Source organism: Polynucleobacter sp. AM-25C3 (genome assembly GCF_018882335.1).
Lineage (GTDB): Bacteria > Pseudomonadota > Gammaproteobacteria > Burkholderiales > Burkholderiaceae > Polynucleobacter.
This window is the reverse complement of the sequence record NZ_JACVOS010000001.1, coordinates 91,319-108,219: the sequence shown is the minus strand read 5'-3', so window position 1 is coordinate 108,219 and position 16,901 is coordinate 91,319. Positions and strand designations below refer to the sequence as shown.

Annotated in this window: 17 protein-coding genes; 5 read left to right on the top strand and 12 right to left on the bottom strand. The window is 48.0% G+C overall.

Going from position 1 to position 16,901, the window contains the following annotated elements; all coding sequences use genetic code 11:
* The first annotated feature begins 8 nt into the window (after nt 1-8).
* Together mutM and mutY are read left to right on the top strand one after the other, a co-directional pair.
* Entirely contained in the window at nt 9-845 is an 837-nt protein-coding gene (gene mutM, locus ICN12_RS00535) for a bifunctional DNA-formamidopyrimidine glycosylase/DNA-(apurinic or apyrimidinic site) lyase (RefSeq protein WP_216270059.1), read from the top strand.
* Nucleotides 830-1,993: an A/G-specific adenine glycosylase gene (gene mutY, locus ICN12_RS00530; RefSeq protein WP_216270058.1), complete on the top strand. Its 1,164-nt coding sequence runs from the start codon at nt 830-832 to the stop codon at nt 1,991-1,993. The genes mutM and mutY overlap by 16 nt, the downstream gene beginning before the upstream one ends.
* Here mutY and rapZ read toward each other — a convergent pair.
* The 9 genes from rapZ to ICN12_RS00485 all read right to left on the bottom strand — a co-directional run bounded on the left by rapZ (nt 1,938) and on the right by ICN12_RS00485 (nt 8,404).
* Entirely contained in the window at nt 1,938-2,828 is an 891-nt protein-coding gene (gene rapZ, locus ICN12_RS00525) for an RNase adapter RapZ (protein WP_216270057.1), read from the bottom strand. The two genes, mutY and rapZ, sit on opposite strands and share 56 nt — an antisense overlap.
* A 1-nt stretch (nt 2,829) precedes the next feature.
* Complete coding sequence (gene hprK, locus ICN12_RS00520; protein ID WP_216270056.1) at nt 2,830-3,819, bottom strand: HPr(Ser) kinase/phosphatase; 990 nt, start codon at nt 3,817-3,819, stop codon at nt 2,830-2,832.
* Nucleotides 3,816-4,274 (bottom strand): PTS sugar transporter subunit IIA, encoded by a 459-nt coding sequence (locus ICN12_RS00515; protein WP_216270055.1) that lies wholly within the window; start codon nt 4,272-4,274, stop codon nt 3,816-3,818. The genes hprK and ICN12_RS00515 overlap by 4 nt, the downstream gene beginning before the upstream one ends.
* A 33-nt stretch (nt 4,275-4,307) precedes the next feature.
* Nucleotides 4,308-4,631, bottom strand: coding sequence for a ribosome hibernation-promoting factor, HPF/YfiA family (gene hpf / locus ICN12_RS00510; protein WP_216270054.1), 324 nt, complete (start codon nt 4,629-4,631; stop codon nt 4,308-4,310).
* Between the two features lie 186 nt (nt 4,632-4,817).
* Nucleotides 4,818-5,585, bottom strand: a complete 768-nt coding sequence (lptB, locus tag ICN12_RS00505; RefSeq protein WP_216270053.1) for an LPS export ABC transporter ATP-binding protein — start codon at nt 5,583-5,585, stop codon at nt 4,818-4,820.
* Entirely contained in the window at nt 5,582-6,154 is a 573-nt protein-coding gene (gene lptA / locus ICN12_RS00500) for a lipopolysaccharide transport periplasmic protein LptA (protein ID WP_216270052.1), read from the bottom strand. The genes lptB and lptA overlap by 4 nt, the downstream gene beginning before the upstream one ends.
* A complete protein-coding gene (gene lptC / locus ICN12_RS00495) occupies nt 6,151-6,795 on the bottom strand; it encodes an LPS export ABC transporter periplasmic protein LptC (RefSeq protein WP_216270051.1) in 645 nt (214 codons plus the stop codon). Before lptC ends, lptA begins: the two co-directional genes overlap by 4 nt.
* Nucleotides 6,796-6,806: 11 nt before the next feature.
* Entirely contained in the window at nt 6,807-7,379 is a 573-nt protein-coding gene (locus ICN12_RS00490) for a KdsC family phosphatase (RefSeq protein WP_216270050.1), read from the bottom strand.
* A 32-nt stretch (nt 7,380-7,411) separates the two neighbouring features.
* Nucleotides 7,412-8,404 carry a KpsF/GutQ family sugar-phosphate isomerase gene (locus tag ICN12_RS00485; protein WP_216270049.1) on the bottom strand — a complete coding sequence of 331 codons (993 nt, stop codon included), beginning with the start codon at nt 8,402-8,404 and terminating at the stop codon, nt 7,412-7,414.
* Between the two features lie 11 nt (nt 8,405-8,415).
* Between ICN12_RS00485 and ICN12_RS00480 the strand changes: the two genes are divergently transcribed.
* A complete protein-coding gene (locus tag ICN12_RS00480; RefSeq protein WP_216270048.1) occupies nt 8,416-10,395 on the top strand; it encodes a monovalent cation:proton antiporter family protein in 1,980 nt (659 codons plus the stop codon).
* Between the two features lie 26 nt (nt 10,396-10,421).
* Here the strand turns inward: ICN12_RS00480 and uvrA are convergent, their stop codons facing one another.
* Complete coding sequence (gene uvrA / locus ICN12_RS00475) at nt 10,422-13,310, bottom strand: excinuclease ABC subunit UvrA (protein ID WP_216270047.1); 2,889 nt, start codon at nt 13,308-13,310, stop codon at nt 10,422-10,424.
* Between the two features lie 37 nt (nt 13,311-13,347).
* Here uvrA and ICN12_RS00470 point away from each other — a divergent pair, with 37 nt between their 5' ends.
* Nucleotides 13,348-14,538, top strand: coding sequence for an MFS transporter (locus tag ICN12_RS00470; RefSeq protein ID WP_216270046.1), 1,191 nt, complete (start codon nt 13,348-13,350; stop codon nt 14,536-14,538).
* 74 nt (nt 14,539-14,612) lie between these two features.
* Nucleotides 14,613-15,068, top strand: coding sequence for a single-stranded DNA-binding protein (gene ssb / locus ICN12_RS00465; protein WP_215333974.1), 456 nt, complete (start codon nt 14,613-14,615; stop codon nt 15,066-15,068).
* Nucleotides 15,069-15,141: 73 nt separating this feature from the next.
* Here the strand turns inward: ssb and queF are convergent, their stop codons facing one another.
* Both queF and ICN12_RS00455 read right to left on the bottom strand, forming a co-directional pair.
* A complete protein-coding gene (queF, locus tag ICN12_RS00460; RefSeq protein WP_216270045.1) occupies nt 15,142-15,969 on the bottom strand; it encodes an NADPH-dependent 7-cyano-7-deazaguanine reductase QueF in 828 nt (275 codons plus the stop codon).
* 11 nt (nt 15,970-15,980) lie between these two features.
* Complete coding sequence (locus ICN12_RS00455) at nt 15,981-16,889, bottom strand: 5'-nucleotidase (protein WP_216270044.1); 909 nt, start codon at nt 16,887-16,889, stop codon at nt 15,981-15,983.
* Nucleotides 16,890-16,901: the final 12 nt, after the last annotated feature.

Genomic DNA, 16,901 nt, shown 5'->3' with positions numbered 1-16,901 from the left:
ATCCATTTATGCCAGAACTCCCAGAAGTCGAAGTTACCCGATTGGGTATCCAACCCCATTTAGAGGGGTGCAAGCTCAGTACAGTCAAAATTATTGATGGTCGCTTGCGTTGGCCGGTGCCCAGCAATTTGAATCAATTACTTTCTGGGCAGAAGGTAGCGGGGATAGAGCGTCGTGGCAAATATTTAATAATGGAATTGGATAATGGTTATCTATTGCTGCATCTGGGCATGACAGGAACGCTGCGAGTCCTTCCGAGTAGCGATCCTCTGAAGCCACATGATCGTGTGACATTTGAGTTCGGCAAGCTCAGTTTGCGCTTGCATGATCCTCGAAAGTTTGGCGCTGTTTTGTGGCATCCAAAATCCAAAGGACCCGTTGAGAGCAACGCGCTTTTACTAAAGCTCGGCATCGAGCCTTTCTCACCTGAATTTTCTGGCGAGCTGGGCGCGGATGTTTTATATCGGTACTCACGCAAGCGCAGTATTGCGGTAAAACAGTTTTTGTTGGCAGGGCAAGCAGTGGTTGGTGTTGGGAACATCTATTGTTCGGAGAGTTTGTTTGAGGCAGGCATTCATCCGGCCAAGGCCGCTGGAAAATTAACCCGTCCACAATGTTCTCGATTGGCCGCTGCAGTGCGGTTGATTTTAAAGAAGGCTATTGACGCAGGCGGTAGTACTTTGAAGGACTTCGTCAATAGCGAAGGTGATCCTGGGCACTTCATGGTGCAAACCAAAGTCTATGATCGTAAAGACCAAGCTTGCAAAGTGTGCAAGACGTCGATTAAGCAAATAGTGCAAGGTCAACGCTCCACTTATTTTTGCCCCCAATGTCAGAAGCGCTAATGAAGTACTTCGCTAACAAGCTGATTGCTTGGCATGGCAAGGATGGGCGCCAAGGCTTGCCATGGCAAAGTATTCGTGATTCTTATGCAGTTTGGGTTTCGGAAATCATGTTGCAACAAACCCAAGTTGCTACGGTTTTAGAGCGCTACCCCCGCTTTATGAAACGCTTTCCGACAGTAAAGAAGTTGGCTGCTGCTCCATTGGATGATATCTTGGCAGAATGGGCTGGACTTGGTTATTACTCACGCGCTCGAAATCTCCATGCCTGTGCCAAGCAAGTCATGGAAGAGTTTGGGGGGCAGTTTCCGAGCGACCCCCTCTTGCTTGAACAATTAAAGGGTATCGGCAGATCAACAGCAGGCGCAATTGCAGCCTTTGCATTTCATGAGCGTGCGCCAATTTTGGATGCTAATGTGAAACGTATTCTGGCACGCCTGTTTGGCATCGAGGGCGCTATTCAAGAAAAAGCAGTCAATGATCAGCTGTGGCTCTTAGCCAAAAAACTACTTCCTAAAAATGCCGTAGACATGCCGGTATATACGCAAGCCTTAATGGATTTTGGGGCAACATGGTGTACCTCGCGCAAGCCCGTGTGTTTGAGTGATCTAAAGAAATGCCCATTTGCAAAAGAGTGTCAGGCCAGCCTTAGCGATCAAGTATTGTTGCTGCCTCGCAAGGCAGTCAAAGCAAAATCCCCAGAATTTGATTGCGACATGTTATTGCTCCGGCATGGCGATTCAGTATTGCTGCAAAAGCGTCCAGAGAAAGCCATCTGGGGTGGGCTCTGGTCTTTACCTGAATCTGCATGGAGACCAAAAGAGAAAAATTCAGCGACTCCTTCTGAAGAAGATCCGATTCATCTGACTACCAAGGATTTATTCAAGTTGGTATTGCCAGATGAAAAGCGCGCTACTGCTTTGAAGACATGTCAGCCAATGGAGCGTGGCCCAGAAATCAAGCATGTCTTTACCCATCGACGTTTATGGATGCAGATTTGGCATGTGTCTTCGAGCGATACGGTGAAATTCTCTAGCGATAATTTGAAGTGGATTCCTTTGCGTCAGCTAGGAAAGTACGGCTTGCCGCAGCCAATTAAATTGCTATTGCAGGGATTGAGTCTAGCTCGCGGTGACGACTTAAAAAACTAATCTGAAGATTAGCTAAATCTTGTTGCGCTAGAAAGTGCGCCATGATTCGACCGACTAGATAGACTGAGCGATGTTGTCCTCCCGTGCACCCAATAGCAACCGTTAGATAACTGCGACCATCTGCAATGTAGTGGGGTAACCATTTTTCAACAAACTGAATAATGTCATTTTCCATACTGACTACTTCAGGAATCTTTTCTAAAAATTCTTTTACCGCCTGATCTTTGCCTGATAGAGGACGTAAGACTGTGTCGTAGTGCGGGTTGGGGAGGCAGCGCACATCAAAAACCAAGTCAGCATCGCTGGGCACGCCTTTTTTAAACCCAAAGGATTCAAAGATGATAGAGAGTCCAAGCGGTTTATCATTTAAAAGATCCCGAATCCAAGAGCGCAAAGCGTGCGCAGGAAGGCTGCTGGTATCAATACTATGCGCTTGAGTACGTAGTGGCTCCAACAGACTACGCTCTTTATCAATCGCTTCAATGAGGGTGGCAGATTGAGTCTGCTGAGTTTTGCCAGAAAGCGGATGACGCCTACGGGTTTCCGAGAATCGTTGTATGAGGGTGTTTGTATCAGCATTAAGAAAAACAACCCGTACCTGGTGATTGCGCCTCAGGTTTTCTAGGATCTTGGGTAGTTCTGCAATCGATTTGCCGCGACGCGCATCAATGGCAACTGCAACGCGCTCACACTTCTCATTTTCTAAGGTGGTGATGAGGTTTTCTAAGAGGGTGACTGGAAGATTGTCTACACAGTCGTAGCCAGCATCCTCAAAGGCCCTCAGTGCAACTGATTTACCTGAGCCGGAGATGCCGGTAATCAGATTGATTTGCATATTAGAGGAGGCGGCCCTGTGATTTGGCGGAGTCGGCCTCAGCATTCATTTGCAAACGCTGGCGTTCCATGAATTCTTTTAAGGTGTCGATGCCACGCAGTTGCAAAATGGTATTGCGCACTGCCGCCTCTACGAGAACCGCTAAGTTGCGTCCCGCAGCCACTTGAATTTTTACCGTTCTGATGGGGATACCCAAAACATCAATATGCTGGGCTTCCAAAGGCAGGCGCTCGAATTCTCCATCATTGCGACGTACCAATTGCACGATTAAACGCAATTTCAATTTACGGCGCACAGCAGTTTCACCAAAGATGGTGCGAATATCCAATAAGCCCAGCCCGCGAACCTCTAAAAGGTTACGCAAGATGACGGGACAGCGACCTTCAATATAGTCAGGGCCCAAACGCGCAAAATCCACTGCGTCATCCGCTACTAGGCCGTGACCACGAGAAATTAGCTCTAAGCCCAATTCGCTTTTGCCTAGGCCAGACTCACCCATAATCAAGACACCTAAACCCAAAATATCCATGAACACGCCATGCATGGTGATCTGGGGCGCGCCAATTTTGGTGAGATAGGTACGTAGGTGGTCAATGACCTCAGCAGCCGAGATAGCTGTCGTAAATAAAGGGGTAGAAGATCTCTGGCAGAAGAGTTGCAAATCTGGATCCGCCCCTTTCCCGTCAGCCACAATCACGCAAGGCGGAGTTTTCGAGATTAGGCTGGAGATCTGCTCTTGTCTTTGTTTGGGCTCTAGCTCAGCGTGATAGTCAACTTCCTGTTCACCAAAGATCTGAATCCTACTTGGGTGAATGAGGTTTAAGTGGCCCACCAAGTCAGAGCTGGCCGCGGCTGCTTTAACAGCCTCCGGAGGAAAAGTGCGATCGGCACCTTCCAGTCCACCAATCCAAGAAAGTTTCAGCTCTGAAACATTGTCATCAAAGATCTGTTGGGCGGTAACTCCCTCGAGGAGTAAGGGTTGGGTCGTCAAACTGAGCCCCACGTTTGTAAAAGCTGGCACACCTTCTCTGGACTATCTTCTAAGGCGAGCGACTTGCGAGCATCCTGATCAGATAGGAGCTGTGCAATCGAGGACAAAATCTCTAAATGTTGCTGGGTCGCTTTTTCAGGGACGAGTAAAAAGATCAGAATAGAGACAGCTTCGCCATCGGGCGCAGCAAACTCAATCGGCTCTTTTAATTTCACAAATGCAGCAATGGGGTGTTTCAGTCCCTTTACTCTGCCGTGAGGGATGGCAACGCCAGCACCCAAGGCGGTGGAGCCCAAGTTTTCGCGGGCATTTAAGAAACCAACTACTGCATCGGCTTCAAGACCTGCTTGCTTGGAAAATAGTTGCCCTACGGCCGCAAATACCTCAGTCCGATTTTTAGCGGGGTTATCTAAGGCAATGCGGTCTAAGGTGAAAAGATCGGTCAGGGCATTCATGTCAAATGATTATAGGTGTCCTGACGGCAAGGATCACTCAAAATGCTTATCGTGGTAGTGATCTTGGATCTTTTCTTTATGCTTGACAACTTGACGCTCGAGTTTATCGACGACAGCGTCCATAGCATGGTAAAGGTCAGCATTGTGAGCTTCAGCAAAGAGTTCCTTGCCTTTCAGGTGAATTGTGATCTCGGCAGCCTGGCGAAGATTTTTTTCTTTGGCGTTGTCAACAATTAAAAATGCGGAGGCATCTAGGACGTGATCAAAGTGTTTGCGAATTTTGGCTAACCCAGACTCAAGGTGGGTACGCATCGCTGGAGTTACTTCGACATGACGGCTATTAATTTTTAAATTCATTAGCGGCTCCTATTCAAATCAAAATGCATGCGCAAATAATTACCCGGGGTGCGCAGCAAGCCCCTGTAATGTTGTACTTATTTATATGGAATTGAACTTCATGAGCCTCCAGCGTATCAGCGATTTTGCTGAAAACCAAGGGGGCAGATCATTTTTATTTAATAAATACTGGAAAAACCCGAAAATTTACATGCGGAAGTTTTCGCCCAAATACACTCTTCGGACGGCATCGTTCTGAATAATTTGGTCTGGCTTGCCTTGTGCCAGAACGCTGCCTTCGCTGATGATGTAGGCATGATCGCAAATACCCAAAGTCTCGCGAACATTATGGTCCGTGATGAGAACACCTATTTGACGATCTCGTAAGAAGCGCACAATTCGCTGAATTTCTCCAACTGCAATCGGGTCAACGCCTGCAAAGGGCTCATCCAATAAGATGAACTTAGGCTGAGAAGCTAAGGCTCTGGCGATTTCAACTCGTCGACGCTCTCCACCGGATAAGGAAAGCGCTGGGTTATCCCGCAGATGGCTAATTTGGAGCTCGCCCAAGAGCTCATCTAAGCGATGCGCAATCTCAGCTTTGCTTAAAGGTTTGCCACCTTGAACTTGAAGCTCTAGTACAGCCTGAATATTTTCAGCCACATTGAGCTTTCTGAAAACAGAGGCCTCTTGTGGAAGGTAGGACAAGCCCATGCGGGCTCGCTCATGAATGGGGAGGTGGGTAATGTCTGTGCCATCAAGAACGATGCTCCCGCCATCTAGCGGAACTAGGCCAACAATCATGTAGAAAGATGTTGTTTTGCCAGCACCATTCGGACCCAAGAGCCCAACCACTTCGCCACACTTCACTTCTACCGAAACATCCCGCACCACCGTACGGGATCCATAGCGCTTTTGAAGATGCTGGGCAGTTAAAGTTGCTGGCTTTTGATTGCTGCTGGAGTCCGTGGTCATTTCTCTAGTGTAGCTTTTCTTCTGGGTGAAAGGATGGCTCTGGCCAATGGCAAATCTTCTGCCTTCGCATTTGCAGGCGGCGAGACTTGATAGCGTTGCTTGACATCGTCATAGTCAATTTTCCAGCCGCGTAATTGATCTAGCATTTGCATATTAAGAAGACGCTTCAAACTAGCATCCCCAGTTAGGGTAAGGAGCTCGGTCTTTGCATTGTAGGTAACGGTTTGTCCACGACCCTGCATGAACTCATTGGCAGGCCCTTCGCGTCTTTGTCTAAAGCTAGCTATCGATTCTGGAGTTCCCTGGACATCAACGTATTCATAGCCTTCAGGGTCGACCTTGATATTGGCTTTCTCGCCGGTAATCAGAATGCTACCTTTGGTTAGGAGTACTTCACCATCGAGTTCATAGACTTGCTGGACATCATTTACTGAAACTTTTTCAGCTTCCAAAACAATAGGCTTATCTTGATCTGCTTTTTCAGCATGAGCTCCTGTCATCATGCAGATGGCTAAGACTAAAGTTGAGATTGCCAGTTGACGCAATAAATTGAAAGACGCATAACTCATGGCTGCCCTCCTGGTTGTATGCGCTCTATGCGTCCTCTTACTTGCCCTGATAAAACCATGCTTTGTTCGATGTTGTTAAATACACCGCCATCGGTGGAATGCATGACAGAGACCCCTTGCTCAAGCGTAATGGGTTTATCCGTTTCAATAATGTCATCATTGATGAGCACCTTGAAATACGAAGAGCGCGCAAGCATGCGTGGTCTTGCTGGTTCAGTGGCTGTGGCGGCTTGAGGCGGGCGAAAGATTTCTGCGTTATCAATCAGGTCCAAAATAGTTAGATCACCATCTAAGTGGCCTGTATCTGCTTTGACGGTTATCGGTGATTTTTCAGGTGGGAACAAGCGTATCCGAGGCGTTTCAATATCGATTGAAGCATCATCGTCATAGTGGGTCACCTTCTTGCCCAATACTCGATATTTGGTGTTGCCAGATTCGTTGAGCGCAGATAAAGCACCATTGTTAATAATGTAATCAGGCTCATGTAGGCGGACGCGTTCGATGGCAGATTTTTCCGCTGGCTGATTTTTCTTAACCAACCAAAAGGTCATCAGCGTGAGAGAGCCCATCAAGATCAAAGGCATGAGACGTAATAAGCCACGCCAGATACTCAGTTTGATTTTTTGGGGATTCAGTTGCATTACTAAAGACCTTAAGCGCGCGCCTGAGCGAGTAATTCCTCATAGCGGTTTTGCGCCTTCAGGATGAGGTCGCAAACTTCGCGCACGGCGCCACTCCCACCAGATCTCGTAGTGACAAAGTGAACAGTTTCTTTGACAGCCTCATGCCCTTGTGCGGGGCATACCTTTAGTCCCGCTGACTTCATCATTTGGAAATCAGGCCAATCATCACCCATCACTGCGCAATCAGTGGACTGTAGCCCAAGAGATTGCAGAATCTTTTCTAAAGCAACTGCCTTGTTTTCTACGCCCATGTGTACATGTTTAATGCCCAGCTCTTCGCAACGCGCCAAAACCATTTTGGAGCTGCGTCCTGTAATGATCGCTGTGGGAATACCAATCTTCTCTAAAAGCTTAATTCCTAATCCATCCTGGATATCAAATCCCTTGGTAGATTCTTTGCCATTTTCCCCAATCAATACTTGACCATTGGTGAGAACACCATCGACATCCAGCACCAGAAGTTTGACTGCGCCAGCACGCTCCCAGGCTTGCGGGTATTGGCTTAGGGGATTGGTATTGTGGGCGTTAAAGGCGCTAGGCATGTGAATAAATAGAATTTTTAAAAGTTGGCGGCTTAAATTACCTTGGCTGCAAATAAGTCATGCAGATTGAGTGCTCCAAGTAATCCGCCATTTGGGTCGGTTACCACCAAATGGTTGATGCGATGTTTTTCCATCATCTCAATAGCTTCTTCTGCTAATAGCTCTGGGGGAATCGTGCGTGGCGCTGAGGTAATCGCTTTTTCTAAAGTGAGGCCATCTAAATTGGTACTCTTTTCTAGTAGGCGACGTAAGTCACCATCAGTAAAGATGCCGGCTACTTTATTTGCAGTATCTAAAGTAACCACCATACCCATCCGCTTGGACGTCATCTCGAGTAGAGCATCTTGCAAAGAGGCGGAGATCGCAATCTTAGGAGTCTCATCCAAGCTGCGCATGACTTCACTCACATGCATTAGCTGTTTTCGACCCAGGCGTCCGCCAGGGTGAGAGCGCTGAAAATCTTCTGCCTGAAAACCGCGAGCATCGAGCAATGCCACGGCTAAGGCATCGCCCATTGCTAAGGCCGCCGTTGTGCTGGTGGTCGGCGCTAAGTTAAGTGGACAGGCTTCTTTTTCTACGCTGGTGTCTAAATGGGCATCCGCCAACTTTGCCAAAGAAGAATTTGGTGCGCCAGTAAGAGCAATCAGTTTTGCGCCAGTGCGCTTGACGATGGGTACGATGGTGAGTAATTCATCAGTTTCACCAGAATTCGATAGAGCAACAAAGACGTCATCACGTGTGACCATTCCTAGGTCGCCATGACTGGCTTCTGCAGGATGGACAAAAAAAGCCGGGGAGCCTGTTGATGCAAATGTGGCGGCAATCTTGCGAGCAATATGCCCTGATTTGCCAATTCCAGAAACGACAATACGGCCTTTGCAGGAATGTAGGAGATCAACCGCCAATACGAGGGCATCGGCGTTCGCGCCTTCAAGGCGATCACGCATGGTGTGCAGTGCAGCAGCCTCAATGGTGAGGGTGTCGCGCGCAAGCTTTAGGGTTCGGTCACGAGTCTTAGCTATCATGGGGTGAGTATATGCCGTCAGTCCTTCAGTTAACTCTCATCTTGTTGGCCTCCGGAGTGGCCGGGGTGGTTATTTTCCGCTATTTTGGGCTACCCCCTATTTTGGGCTATCTAGCCATTGGCGTCCTCATTGGGCCGCATGCCCTTGGTTTGGCCAATGATTCCGCCACAGTAAAGTATTTAGCTGAATTTGGGGTGGTTTTCTTAATGTTCTCGATTGGCTTGGAATTCAACCTCCACAAGCTTCGAGCCATGCGAACCATCGTATTTGGCTTGGGTGCCAGCCAGGTAATTTTGACCATTTTACTTGCTGTTCCGGCCAGTTTGATGATGAACTGGATTTACCCCATTTCCTGGCAGGCGGCTATTGCCTTAGGGGGCGCTTTGGCCATGTCCTCAACCGCCATTGTTACTAAGCTCATTGCCGATCGCTCAGAAATTGAAACCGAGCATGGCCGCAACATTATTGGTATTTTGCTGTTTCAGGATTTGGCAGTGGTTTTCCTGCTCATTTTGATTCCCTCCTTGGGTAAAAATCCTGGAGACTTATTTTTAGCGTTGACTGCAGCCTCCATCAAGATTACGGTGGCGCTGGTTCTGATTTTCGTTATTGGGCAAACCTTAATGAGCCGATGGTTTAGTTTGGTTGCCAAGTTGCGCTCTCAAGAATTATTCATGCTCAATTTGCTGCTCATTGTTTTGGGTATGGCGGGACTTACCGAGCACTTTGGCTTATCGCTAGCGCTCGGCGCCTTCTTGGCTGGCATGTTGATTGCCGAGACACCCTATCGCCATCAAGTGGAAGAGGACGTTAAACCTTTCAGGGATGTACTCTTAGGCCTTTTCTTCATTACCGTTGGCATGTTGCTGGATTTTGAGGTGATTTATCAGCAGTGGATGCTCGTCTTACTCCTACTGATTGGCCCCTTGATCTTTAAGTTTGGTTTGATCGCACTGCTATCACGCGCTTTTGGTTCCAGCCCCGGCATCTCTATTCGGACAGGCTTGTGTTTGGCGCAGGCTGGTGAATTCGGGTTCGTGCTCTTAAATCAAATAGATGGCTTGGATTTAATCGACCCCGCTTTGAGTCAAGCAGTATTGGCGGCGATGTTGCTCTCGATGTTTGGTGCGCCTTTCTTGATTCAATATAGCGATCGTATTGCGATGCGTTTTTCTAGTAACGAGTGGCTATTGCAATCGTTGGCACTGACACGTGTTGCAGCAAAAAGTGTCCGTACAGAAAACCATGTGGTAATTTGTGGTTTTGGTCGCTCAGGTCAAAGTTTGGCTCGGATGCTTGATCAAGAAAAGATACCCTATATCGCTTTAGATATGGACCCAGATCGCGTAAAAGAAGCCGCAGCAGCAGGGGACAACGTGGTGTATGGCGATGCAAGTCGAGAAAATTATTTAGTAGCTGCCGGCTTATCTAGAGCAAAGGCGGTTGTGATTACCTATGCAGATACCCCTGCAACTTTGAAAGTGCTGCATCAAGTTGAGCTCCTTCGTCCAGGCATGACGGTATTGGTGCGCACGAAAGACGATGCAGATTTAGCTAAGCTACAAGCAGCTGGCGCGACCGAGGTTGTGCCAGAGTTAATTGAAGGCAGCCTCATGATGGCATCGCATGTGTTGCTCATGATGGGTGTGCCCATGCGGAAGGTAGTGCGCCGTATAACCAGTGCGCGCGAGGCACGTTATAGCCTGCTTCGCGGGTACTTTCGTGGAGTGGCGGATGAAGCGGAGTCTAAAGACTCATGGCGTTTACACTCCGTCACTTTATTGCCAGAGTCAGCCAGCATTGGTAAGACACTTGAAGAGCTGCATCTTGAAAATGAAGGTGTGAGCGTACAAGCAGTTAGAAGAAAAGTAGGCGGCTCTGACTATGTCAAGTTAGAGCTCACCCCAGAATTGCGTTTAGAGGCTAACGACATCTTGGTGCTCTCAGGCAATTCAGAAGCGACTGATTTAGCCGAATCTAAATTGCTCTGATTGCGTAACTCAACATTTCGTTTGAGTTATTTTTTCTTTTTCGCCGGAGCCTGTTTGCGAACCAGTAATGGTGCTAAGTAGTGACCGGTAAAGCTAGCTTCATTTTTAGCAACTTCCTCTGGCGTACCAGTGGCAATAATCTGTCCACCGCCGGCGCCGCCTTTAGGGCCTAAGTCAATAATCCAATCAGCGGTTTTGATCACATCTAAATTGTGCTCAATGATGACAATCGTATTGCCTTGTTTCTTGAGGGTCTGCAGAACGGTGAGTAGTAATTGAATGTCGTGGAAATGCAAGCCAGTAGTTGGCTCATCCAGGATATACAGTGTTCTACCGGTATCGCGTTTTGAAAGTTCTAGCGAGAGTTTGACGCGTTGTGCTTCACCGCCTGACAAGGTAGTCGCGCTTTGACCGAGTTTGACGTAGCCCAAGCCTACATCAAGTAATGTTTTGAGTTTACGTTTGACGATGGGAACGGCCTCAAAGAATTCATGGGCTTGCTCGATAGTCATCGACAGCACTTCATGAATATTCTTGCCTTTGTAGCGAATATCCAAAGTCTCGCGGTTATAGCGTTTGCCATGACAGACATCACAAGGCGCATATACGTCTGGCAAGAAATGCATTTCTACTTTAATAACGCCATCACCCTCGCAGGCGTCACAGCGACCACCCTTGACGTTGAATGAAAAACGTCCCGCCTCGTAGCCACGCTCTCGTGAAGCAGGCACGCCACAAAAGAGTTCTCTGATCGGCGTAAATAGACCTGTATAAGTTGCCGGGTTAGAGCGCGGTGTTCTGCCAATAGGGGATTGGTCTACGCTAATGACTTTGTCAAAGTTCTCTAGACCTTTGATTGCATCATGCGCTGCTGGTTCAGCATTCGAACCATAGATATGTTGTGCAACTGCGTGATGCAGTGTGTCGTTAATCAGCGTGGATTTACCAGATCCAGATACACCAGTGACGCAAGTGAGTAAGCCCACTGGAATCTTGGCGTGGACTGATTGGAGATTGTTACCGCGTGCACCGATGATTTCTAGGAACTTGTCATTTACGGGGATGCGTTTTTCTGGAACAGCGATCCACTCTCGACCAGATAAATAAGCGCCTGTCAGGGATTTAGGGTTAGCCTCTACTTCTTCGGGAGTGCCTTCAGCAACGATTTCGCCACCATGTACGCCAGCGCCAGGGCCGATATCGATGACGTAGTCAGAGGCGCGAATCATGTCTTCGTCATGCTCTACCACCAGTACGCTGTTACCAAGGTCGCGTAGATGCTTCAAGGTGCCGATCAGGCGATCGTTATCGCGTTGATGCAGGCCAATTGATGGCTCATCTAATACGTACATCACGCCAGTCAGACCAGAGCCAATCTGGGAAGCCAGACGAATGCGCTGTGCCTCGCCGCCGGAGAGGGTATCTGCACTGCGCTCTAATGAGAGGTAGTCCAAGCCCACATCATTTAAGAAGCGAAGGCGCGAGCCAATCTCTTTCACAATTTTGTCAGCGATTTCTCGCTTAGCACCCTTGAGTTCGAGCGCTTCAAAATATTCCTTAGCTTCTTTTAGGGGCAGGGCACTGATTTCATAAATAGCACGCGACTGCTTGCCATCGCCCACTTTGACAAAGCGCGCTTCTTTGCGCAAACGACTGCCACTACATTCCGGACAAGTTTGGACGTTTTGATAGCGGGCTAATTCTTCGCGAACGGTTGCTGAGTCAGTCTCACGATAACGACGCTCAAAGTTAGCAACAATGCCTTCAAAGGCATGTTCGCGAACGCTATTCTTGCCACGCTCATTGATGTACTCAAATGGAATAGTGACATCACCCGAGCCGAGCAAAATTAAATCTTGTTGTTTCTTATTGAGGGTCTCAAAGGGTTTCTCAACATCAAATCCACCGTGCTTTGCGAGTGTTTGCAATAGCTTGAAGTAAAACTGATTGCGACGATCCCAACCTTTAATAGCACCAGATGCCAGGGATAAGTCCGGGTGAGCAACAATGCGCTTTGGATCGAAGAAAGATTGATGACCTAAACCATCGCATGAGGGGCAGGCGCCCATTGGGTTGTTAAACGAGAAGAGACGTGGCTCAAGTTCTTGCAATGAGTAAGAGCAAATGGGGCAAGCAAACTTGCTCGAGAAAATCATCTCTTTGCCAGTGTCCATATTCACGATCATGGCTTTGCCATCAGCAAGGCGTAACGCAGTCTCAAAGGACTCTGCTACACGCTGCTGAATATCGGGACGCACTTTAATGCGATCGACTACCACTTCAATTGAGTGTTTATCGTTTTTCTTAAGTGCTGGTAATTGATCAACTTCAAAGATTTCTGCTTTGGCAGTATTGGTAGTGCCGCCACCAGAGCGCACACGAAAGCGCACAAAACCTTGGGCTTGCAGGTCTTGAAATAAATCTACGAATTCACCTTTACGCTCGCTGACCACAGGAGCTAGGATCATGAGTTTAGTGTCTTCAGGCATGGCTAAAACGGTATCCACCATTTGAGAAACACTTTGTGCCTCTAAGGGGAGATCGTGTTCTGGGCAGTGCGGTGTGCCAGCGCGTGCAAATAACAAACGCAAGTAATCATGAATTTCAGTAACGGTGCCAACGGTAGAGCGGGGATTGTGGCTAGTCGCTTTTTGCTCAATGGAGATCGCTGGAGAAAGGCCTTCAATCGTGTCGACATCTGGCTTTTCCATCAACTGCAAGAACTGGCGGGCATAGGCAGATAAGGACTCTACATAGCGACGTTGGCCTTCGGCGTACAGGGTGTCAAAAGCCAATGAGCTTTTGCCTGAGCCAGATAGACCAGTCAAGACGACCAATTTCTCTCTAGGGATATCTAGATTGATGTTTTTAAGGTTGTGCGTGCGCGCACCGCGGATCTTAATTTCGTTATTCATGATTTTTTAGCGTAACTTGTTAATATAGCCCTTTCCCATGAATCCTTCTGAACTTCGCTCCACTCTGGCCTTAGCAGGCATCTTTGGCCTCCGTATGCTGGGCTTATTTTTGCTTTTGCCGGTTTTTAGCATTCATGCGCGGGGCTTGCCAGGCGGCGAACATGCCATCTGGGTTGGCTTAACCCTGGGCATCTTCAATATTGTCCAGGCCTGCTTCTATATTCCCTTGGGGCGCTTATCTGACCGAATTGGTCGAAAACCAGTCGTTTTGTGGGGACTTTCCTTATTTGTAGCGGGCGCCTTAATTTGCGCTGCCCAAGACGATCTCTTGTGGATTGCAATTGGTCGCGGGGTCATGGGAGCTGGAGCCGTCTCCGCAGCGATTTCTGCTTGGGTTGCCGATTTAACCCGTGAGCAGGTTCGAACCCGTGCGATGGCCTTAGTGGGAGGTAGCATTGCCCTCTCATTTGCCTTATCACTCGTGATCGCTGCGCCAATCTATCGTTTGATCAGCTTGAGCGGAATTTTTATGGTCTTGGCGGTATTGGGGGTTGGTGCGATGTTTGTCGCTTATTACGTTCTGCCAAGCACTAAGCCTGAAGCTAAGTTGCAGCAAGCGAGCTTAAAGGCAGTTTTTCTGCGTCCTGAGTTGATGCGTTTAAATGCGGGTGTATTTGTATTACATGCCACTCAAGTGGCGATGTTCTTGGTAGTGCCTCGCTTATTAGTTCAAGCAGGCTTGCCTTTGGCGTCACATTGGCAGGTATATCTCCCAGTTGTGTTCCTCTCTTTTTTCTTAATGGCACCTATTCTGATTTTTGGAGAAAAGAAACAGCAGTTACGAACAATCTTATTGGCGGCGATTGTGCTGCTCTTGTCGGCGGAACTCGTGTTTACCAGCGCCCATTCAATTACTGCTATCGCCACTGCCTTGTTAATTTACTTTGTGGGTTTTAACTTACTTGAGGCATTGCAGCCATCCTTGGTTTCTCGCTTTGCTAAAGAATCTAAGGGCACTGCGCTGGGTGTTTACAACACTACCCAGTCGATAGGCCTCTTTACAGGCGCTGTAATTGGGGGTTGGCTAATGGATAGCCATGGTGATTTATCGGTCTTTGTGATGGGCGCAGTACTGCTTTTATGCTGGCTTATAATTGCTTGGTCGATGGGTACGATGCCAACGAGAGCTACAGAATCCAAGGATGTGGCACCAAAGACAGCGCCGTAGCATTATTGGTTTAATTAAAACGAGTAGTTTATTTTTAGTAGTAATAACAGCAGTATTTTTCTTCGGGAGACAACATGGCTTCGGTAAATAAAGTCATCATCGTAGGTAACGTAGGACGCGATCCAGAAACACGTTATATGCCAAGCGGCGACGCCGTAACAAATATTTCAGTAGCGACATCAGATCGTTACAAAGATAAGCAGTCTGGCGAAATGAAAGAAACCACAGAATGGCACCGTGTTGCATTCTTTGGCAAGCTTGCAGAGATCGCTGGTCAATATCTCAAAAAAGGCTCACAGGTTTATGTAGAAGGTCGTTTACGTACACGTAAATGGACTGATGCTAGCGGCCAAGAAAAATATTCCACTGAGATCGTTGCAGAAACAATGCAAATGCTTGGTGGCAAGCCAGTAGGCGGCAGTGGTGATGGTGGTGAAAGCTATAGCCGCTCAAAGCCGGCTGAGCAGTCTGCCCCAGCGTCTTCAAACGCCGCATCGCTTGGTGCAATGGATGACGATATTCCGTTTTAAGTATCTCGTTAATTAGTTGTGCTTCATGTAAAAAGCCCTTCTAGAAGGGCTTTTTATTTATCTGCAGATTTTGTTACTGCCTAGCGTGGCGCGTGTTGTCTGGCCAGGGCGCATTGTGATCTGTGCGGAAGGGATTAATATCTAGGCCGCCGCGACGGGTGTAGCGCGCATAAACCGAGAGCTTGTCTGGTTTGCACTGACGTTTGATGTCGCAAAAAATGGTTTCAACACAATGCTCATGAAACTCGCCCAACTGTCTGAAGCCGATGAGGTAACGAAGTAAGCCTTCTTCCAAAATCGGACGACCTTGATAGCGAATTTGTACGCTTGCCCAATCGGGTTGACCGGTGACCGGACAATTGGATTTGAGCAAATGAGAGACCAGGCATTGCTCGATCGGTCCAAAAGATTCATTTATGCCGAGTAGCGAAGGATCAGCAGTTTCCTTGGGATCGATCTCGATATCAAGACGATCCATCAGGACGCCACTCATTTCTTGCATGCCTTTTTTGGCAACTACTTCAATTGGATTCATGCGGGTGGAAATTTTGCTGCCAGCCACTGCCGATAAATCGGTAATTAATCTTTCTCGCACTTCAGTTTCATCTTCAAAGCGAGCGCTATTGAGGCTATTGAGATAGAGCTTGAATGATTTAGATTCAATCATGTTTGGCGAGTCCGCTGGCACTTGGAATTCTGCCAAAGCAATCTGGGGCTTCCCTTTTTTATTGAGCCAGCTGAGCTCAAAGGCATTCCAAATATCAACACCCACGAATGGCAAAGCTTGATTGGGTTGGATATCTAGCTTTAGGCGATTCTCAGTACGTGGAATGGGAAAGAGCAGGCTCGGATCATATTGATCGGGGTATTGCGTTGCTTGGCCAAGAGATAGCTTTGACATACCTTGCGTGCTTAGTTTTTAGGTTTATTCGATACGCCAGATACGACGTGACCAGTAGGCGCTACTGATGCAGCGGACTGGCAGTGACCGGTTTGATCATCAAAGAAAAAATCTGGCTCAAACTCGCGGAGGAATTCACTCTTAGAGAGTCCGCCAAGGAACATGGCTTCATCCACATCAATACCCCAAGCCATTAGCGTACGAATTGCGCGCTCATGCGCGGGCGCGGAGCGAGCGGTCACCAGGGCAGTACGAATACGCATGCCCTTCTCGCTGGTAGAGCGTTGCAAGCGATGGAGTGCTTCTAACAAAGGTTTGAATGGACCTGGTGGCAGGGGGATCGCAGCCTTCTTGCTTTCATGATCAACAAATGCCACTAGGCCTTCACTCTGAAATACTTGCTCTGCTTCGTCTGAAAAGAGTACTGCGTCTCCGTCGAATGCAATGCGAATTTCATTGGGGTGAGACTCTGCAGTTTTGCTTGACTCTGGATAAACGCGTGCCGCAGGAAATCCTGCATCAATCGTTGCGCGTACATCATCTTCGTTAGCCGAGAGAAACAAGTTGGCATGCAAGGAGCGAAGGTAGTGATAGGGCGGGCGACCTCTTGTGAATACACCACGCTCCAGATGTAGACCATGATGCTCAGCTGAGCGAAACACACGCAAGCCGCTGACAGGATCGTTACGTGACAAGATCACTACTTCAACACGTTGCTCGCCCTCTTCATTGAAAGCTAGTAACTTCTTTACCAAGGGAAAGGCTACGCCAGTCTGGGCAGCGACGCCAAGTCGCTCAAGTTGCAACTTCATATAGGCGCTGTCATCGGATGATTCAAAGATGTTGTTTTCTTCTTCGAAATCAAATAGAGCGCGCGATGAAATCGCAACAACGAGTTTTCCGGTAAGTGTGTATGACATTACGAATTACAT

Coding starts and splice junctions, on each gene's coding strand:
- mutM (WP_216270059.1), top strand. CDS start 9: ATGCCAGAACTCCCAGAAGTCGAAGTTACCCGATTGGGTATCCAACCC.
- mutY (WP_216270058.1), top strand. CDS start 830: ATGTCAGAAGCGCTAATGAAGTACTTCGCTAACAAGCTGATTGCTTGG.
- rapZ (WP_216270057.1), bottom strand. CDS start 2,828: ATGCAAATCAATCTGATTACCGGCATCTCCGGCTCAGGTAAATCAGTT.
- ICN12_RS00515 (WP_216270055.1), bottom strand. CDS start 4,274: ATGAATGCCCTGACCGATCTTTTCACCTTAGACCGCATTGCCTTAGAT.
- hpf (WP_216270054.1), bottom strand. CDS start 4,631: ATGAATTTAAAAATTAATAGCCGTCATGTCGAAGTAACTCCAGCGATG.
- lptB (WP_216270053.1), bottom strand. CDS start 5,585: ATGACCACGGACTCCAGCAGCAATCAAAAGCCAGCAACTTTAACTGCC.
- lptA (WP_216270052.1), bottom strand. CDS start 6,154: ATGAGTTATGCGTCTTTCAATTTATTGCGTCAACTGGCAATCTCAACT.
- lptC (WP_216270051.1), bottom strand. CDS start 6,795: ATGCAACTGAATCCCCAAAAAATCAAACTGAGTATCTGGCGTGGCTTA.
- ICN12_RS00490 (WP_216270050.1), bottom strand. CDS start 7,379: ATGCCTAGCGCCTTTAACGCCCACAATACCAATCCCCTAAGCCAATAC.
- ICN12_RS00485 (WP_216270049.1), bottom strand. CDS start 8,404: ATGATAGCTAAGACTCGTGACCGAACCCTAAAGCTTGCGCGCGACACC.
- ICN12_RS00480 (WP_216270048.1), top strand. CDS start 8,416: ATGCCGTCAGTCCTTCAGTTAACTCTCATCTTGTTGGCCTCCGGAGTG.
- uvrA (WP_216270047.1), bottom strand. CDS start 13,310: ATGAATAACGAAATTAAGATCCGCGGTGCGCGCACGCACAACCTTAAA.
- ICN12_RS00470 (WP_216270046.1), top strand. CDS start 13,348: ATGAATCCTTCTGAACTTCGCTCCACTCTGGCCTTAGCAGGCATCTTT.
- ssb (WP_215333974.1), top strand. CDS start 14,613: ATGGCTTCGGTAAATAAAGTCATCATCGTAGGTAACGTAGGACGCGAT.
- queF (WP_216270045.1), bottom strand. CDS start 15,969: ATGTCAAAGCTATCTCTTGGCCAAGCAACGCAATACCCCGATCAATAT.
- ICN12_RS00455 (WP_216270044.1), bottom strand. CDS start 16,889: ATGTCATACACACTTACCGGAAAACTCGTTGTTGCGATTTCATCGCGC.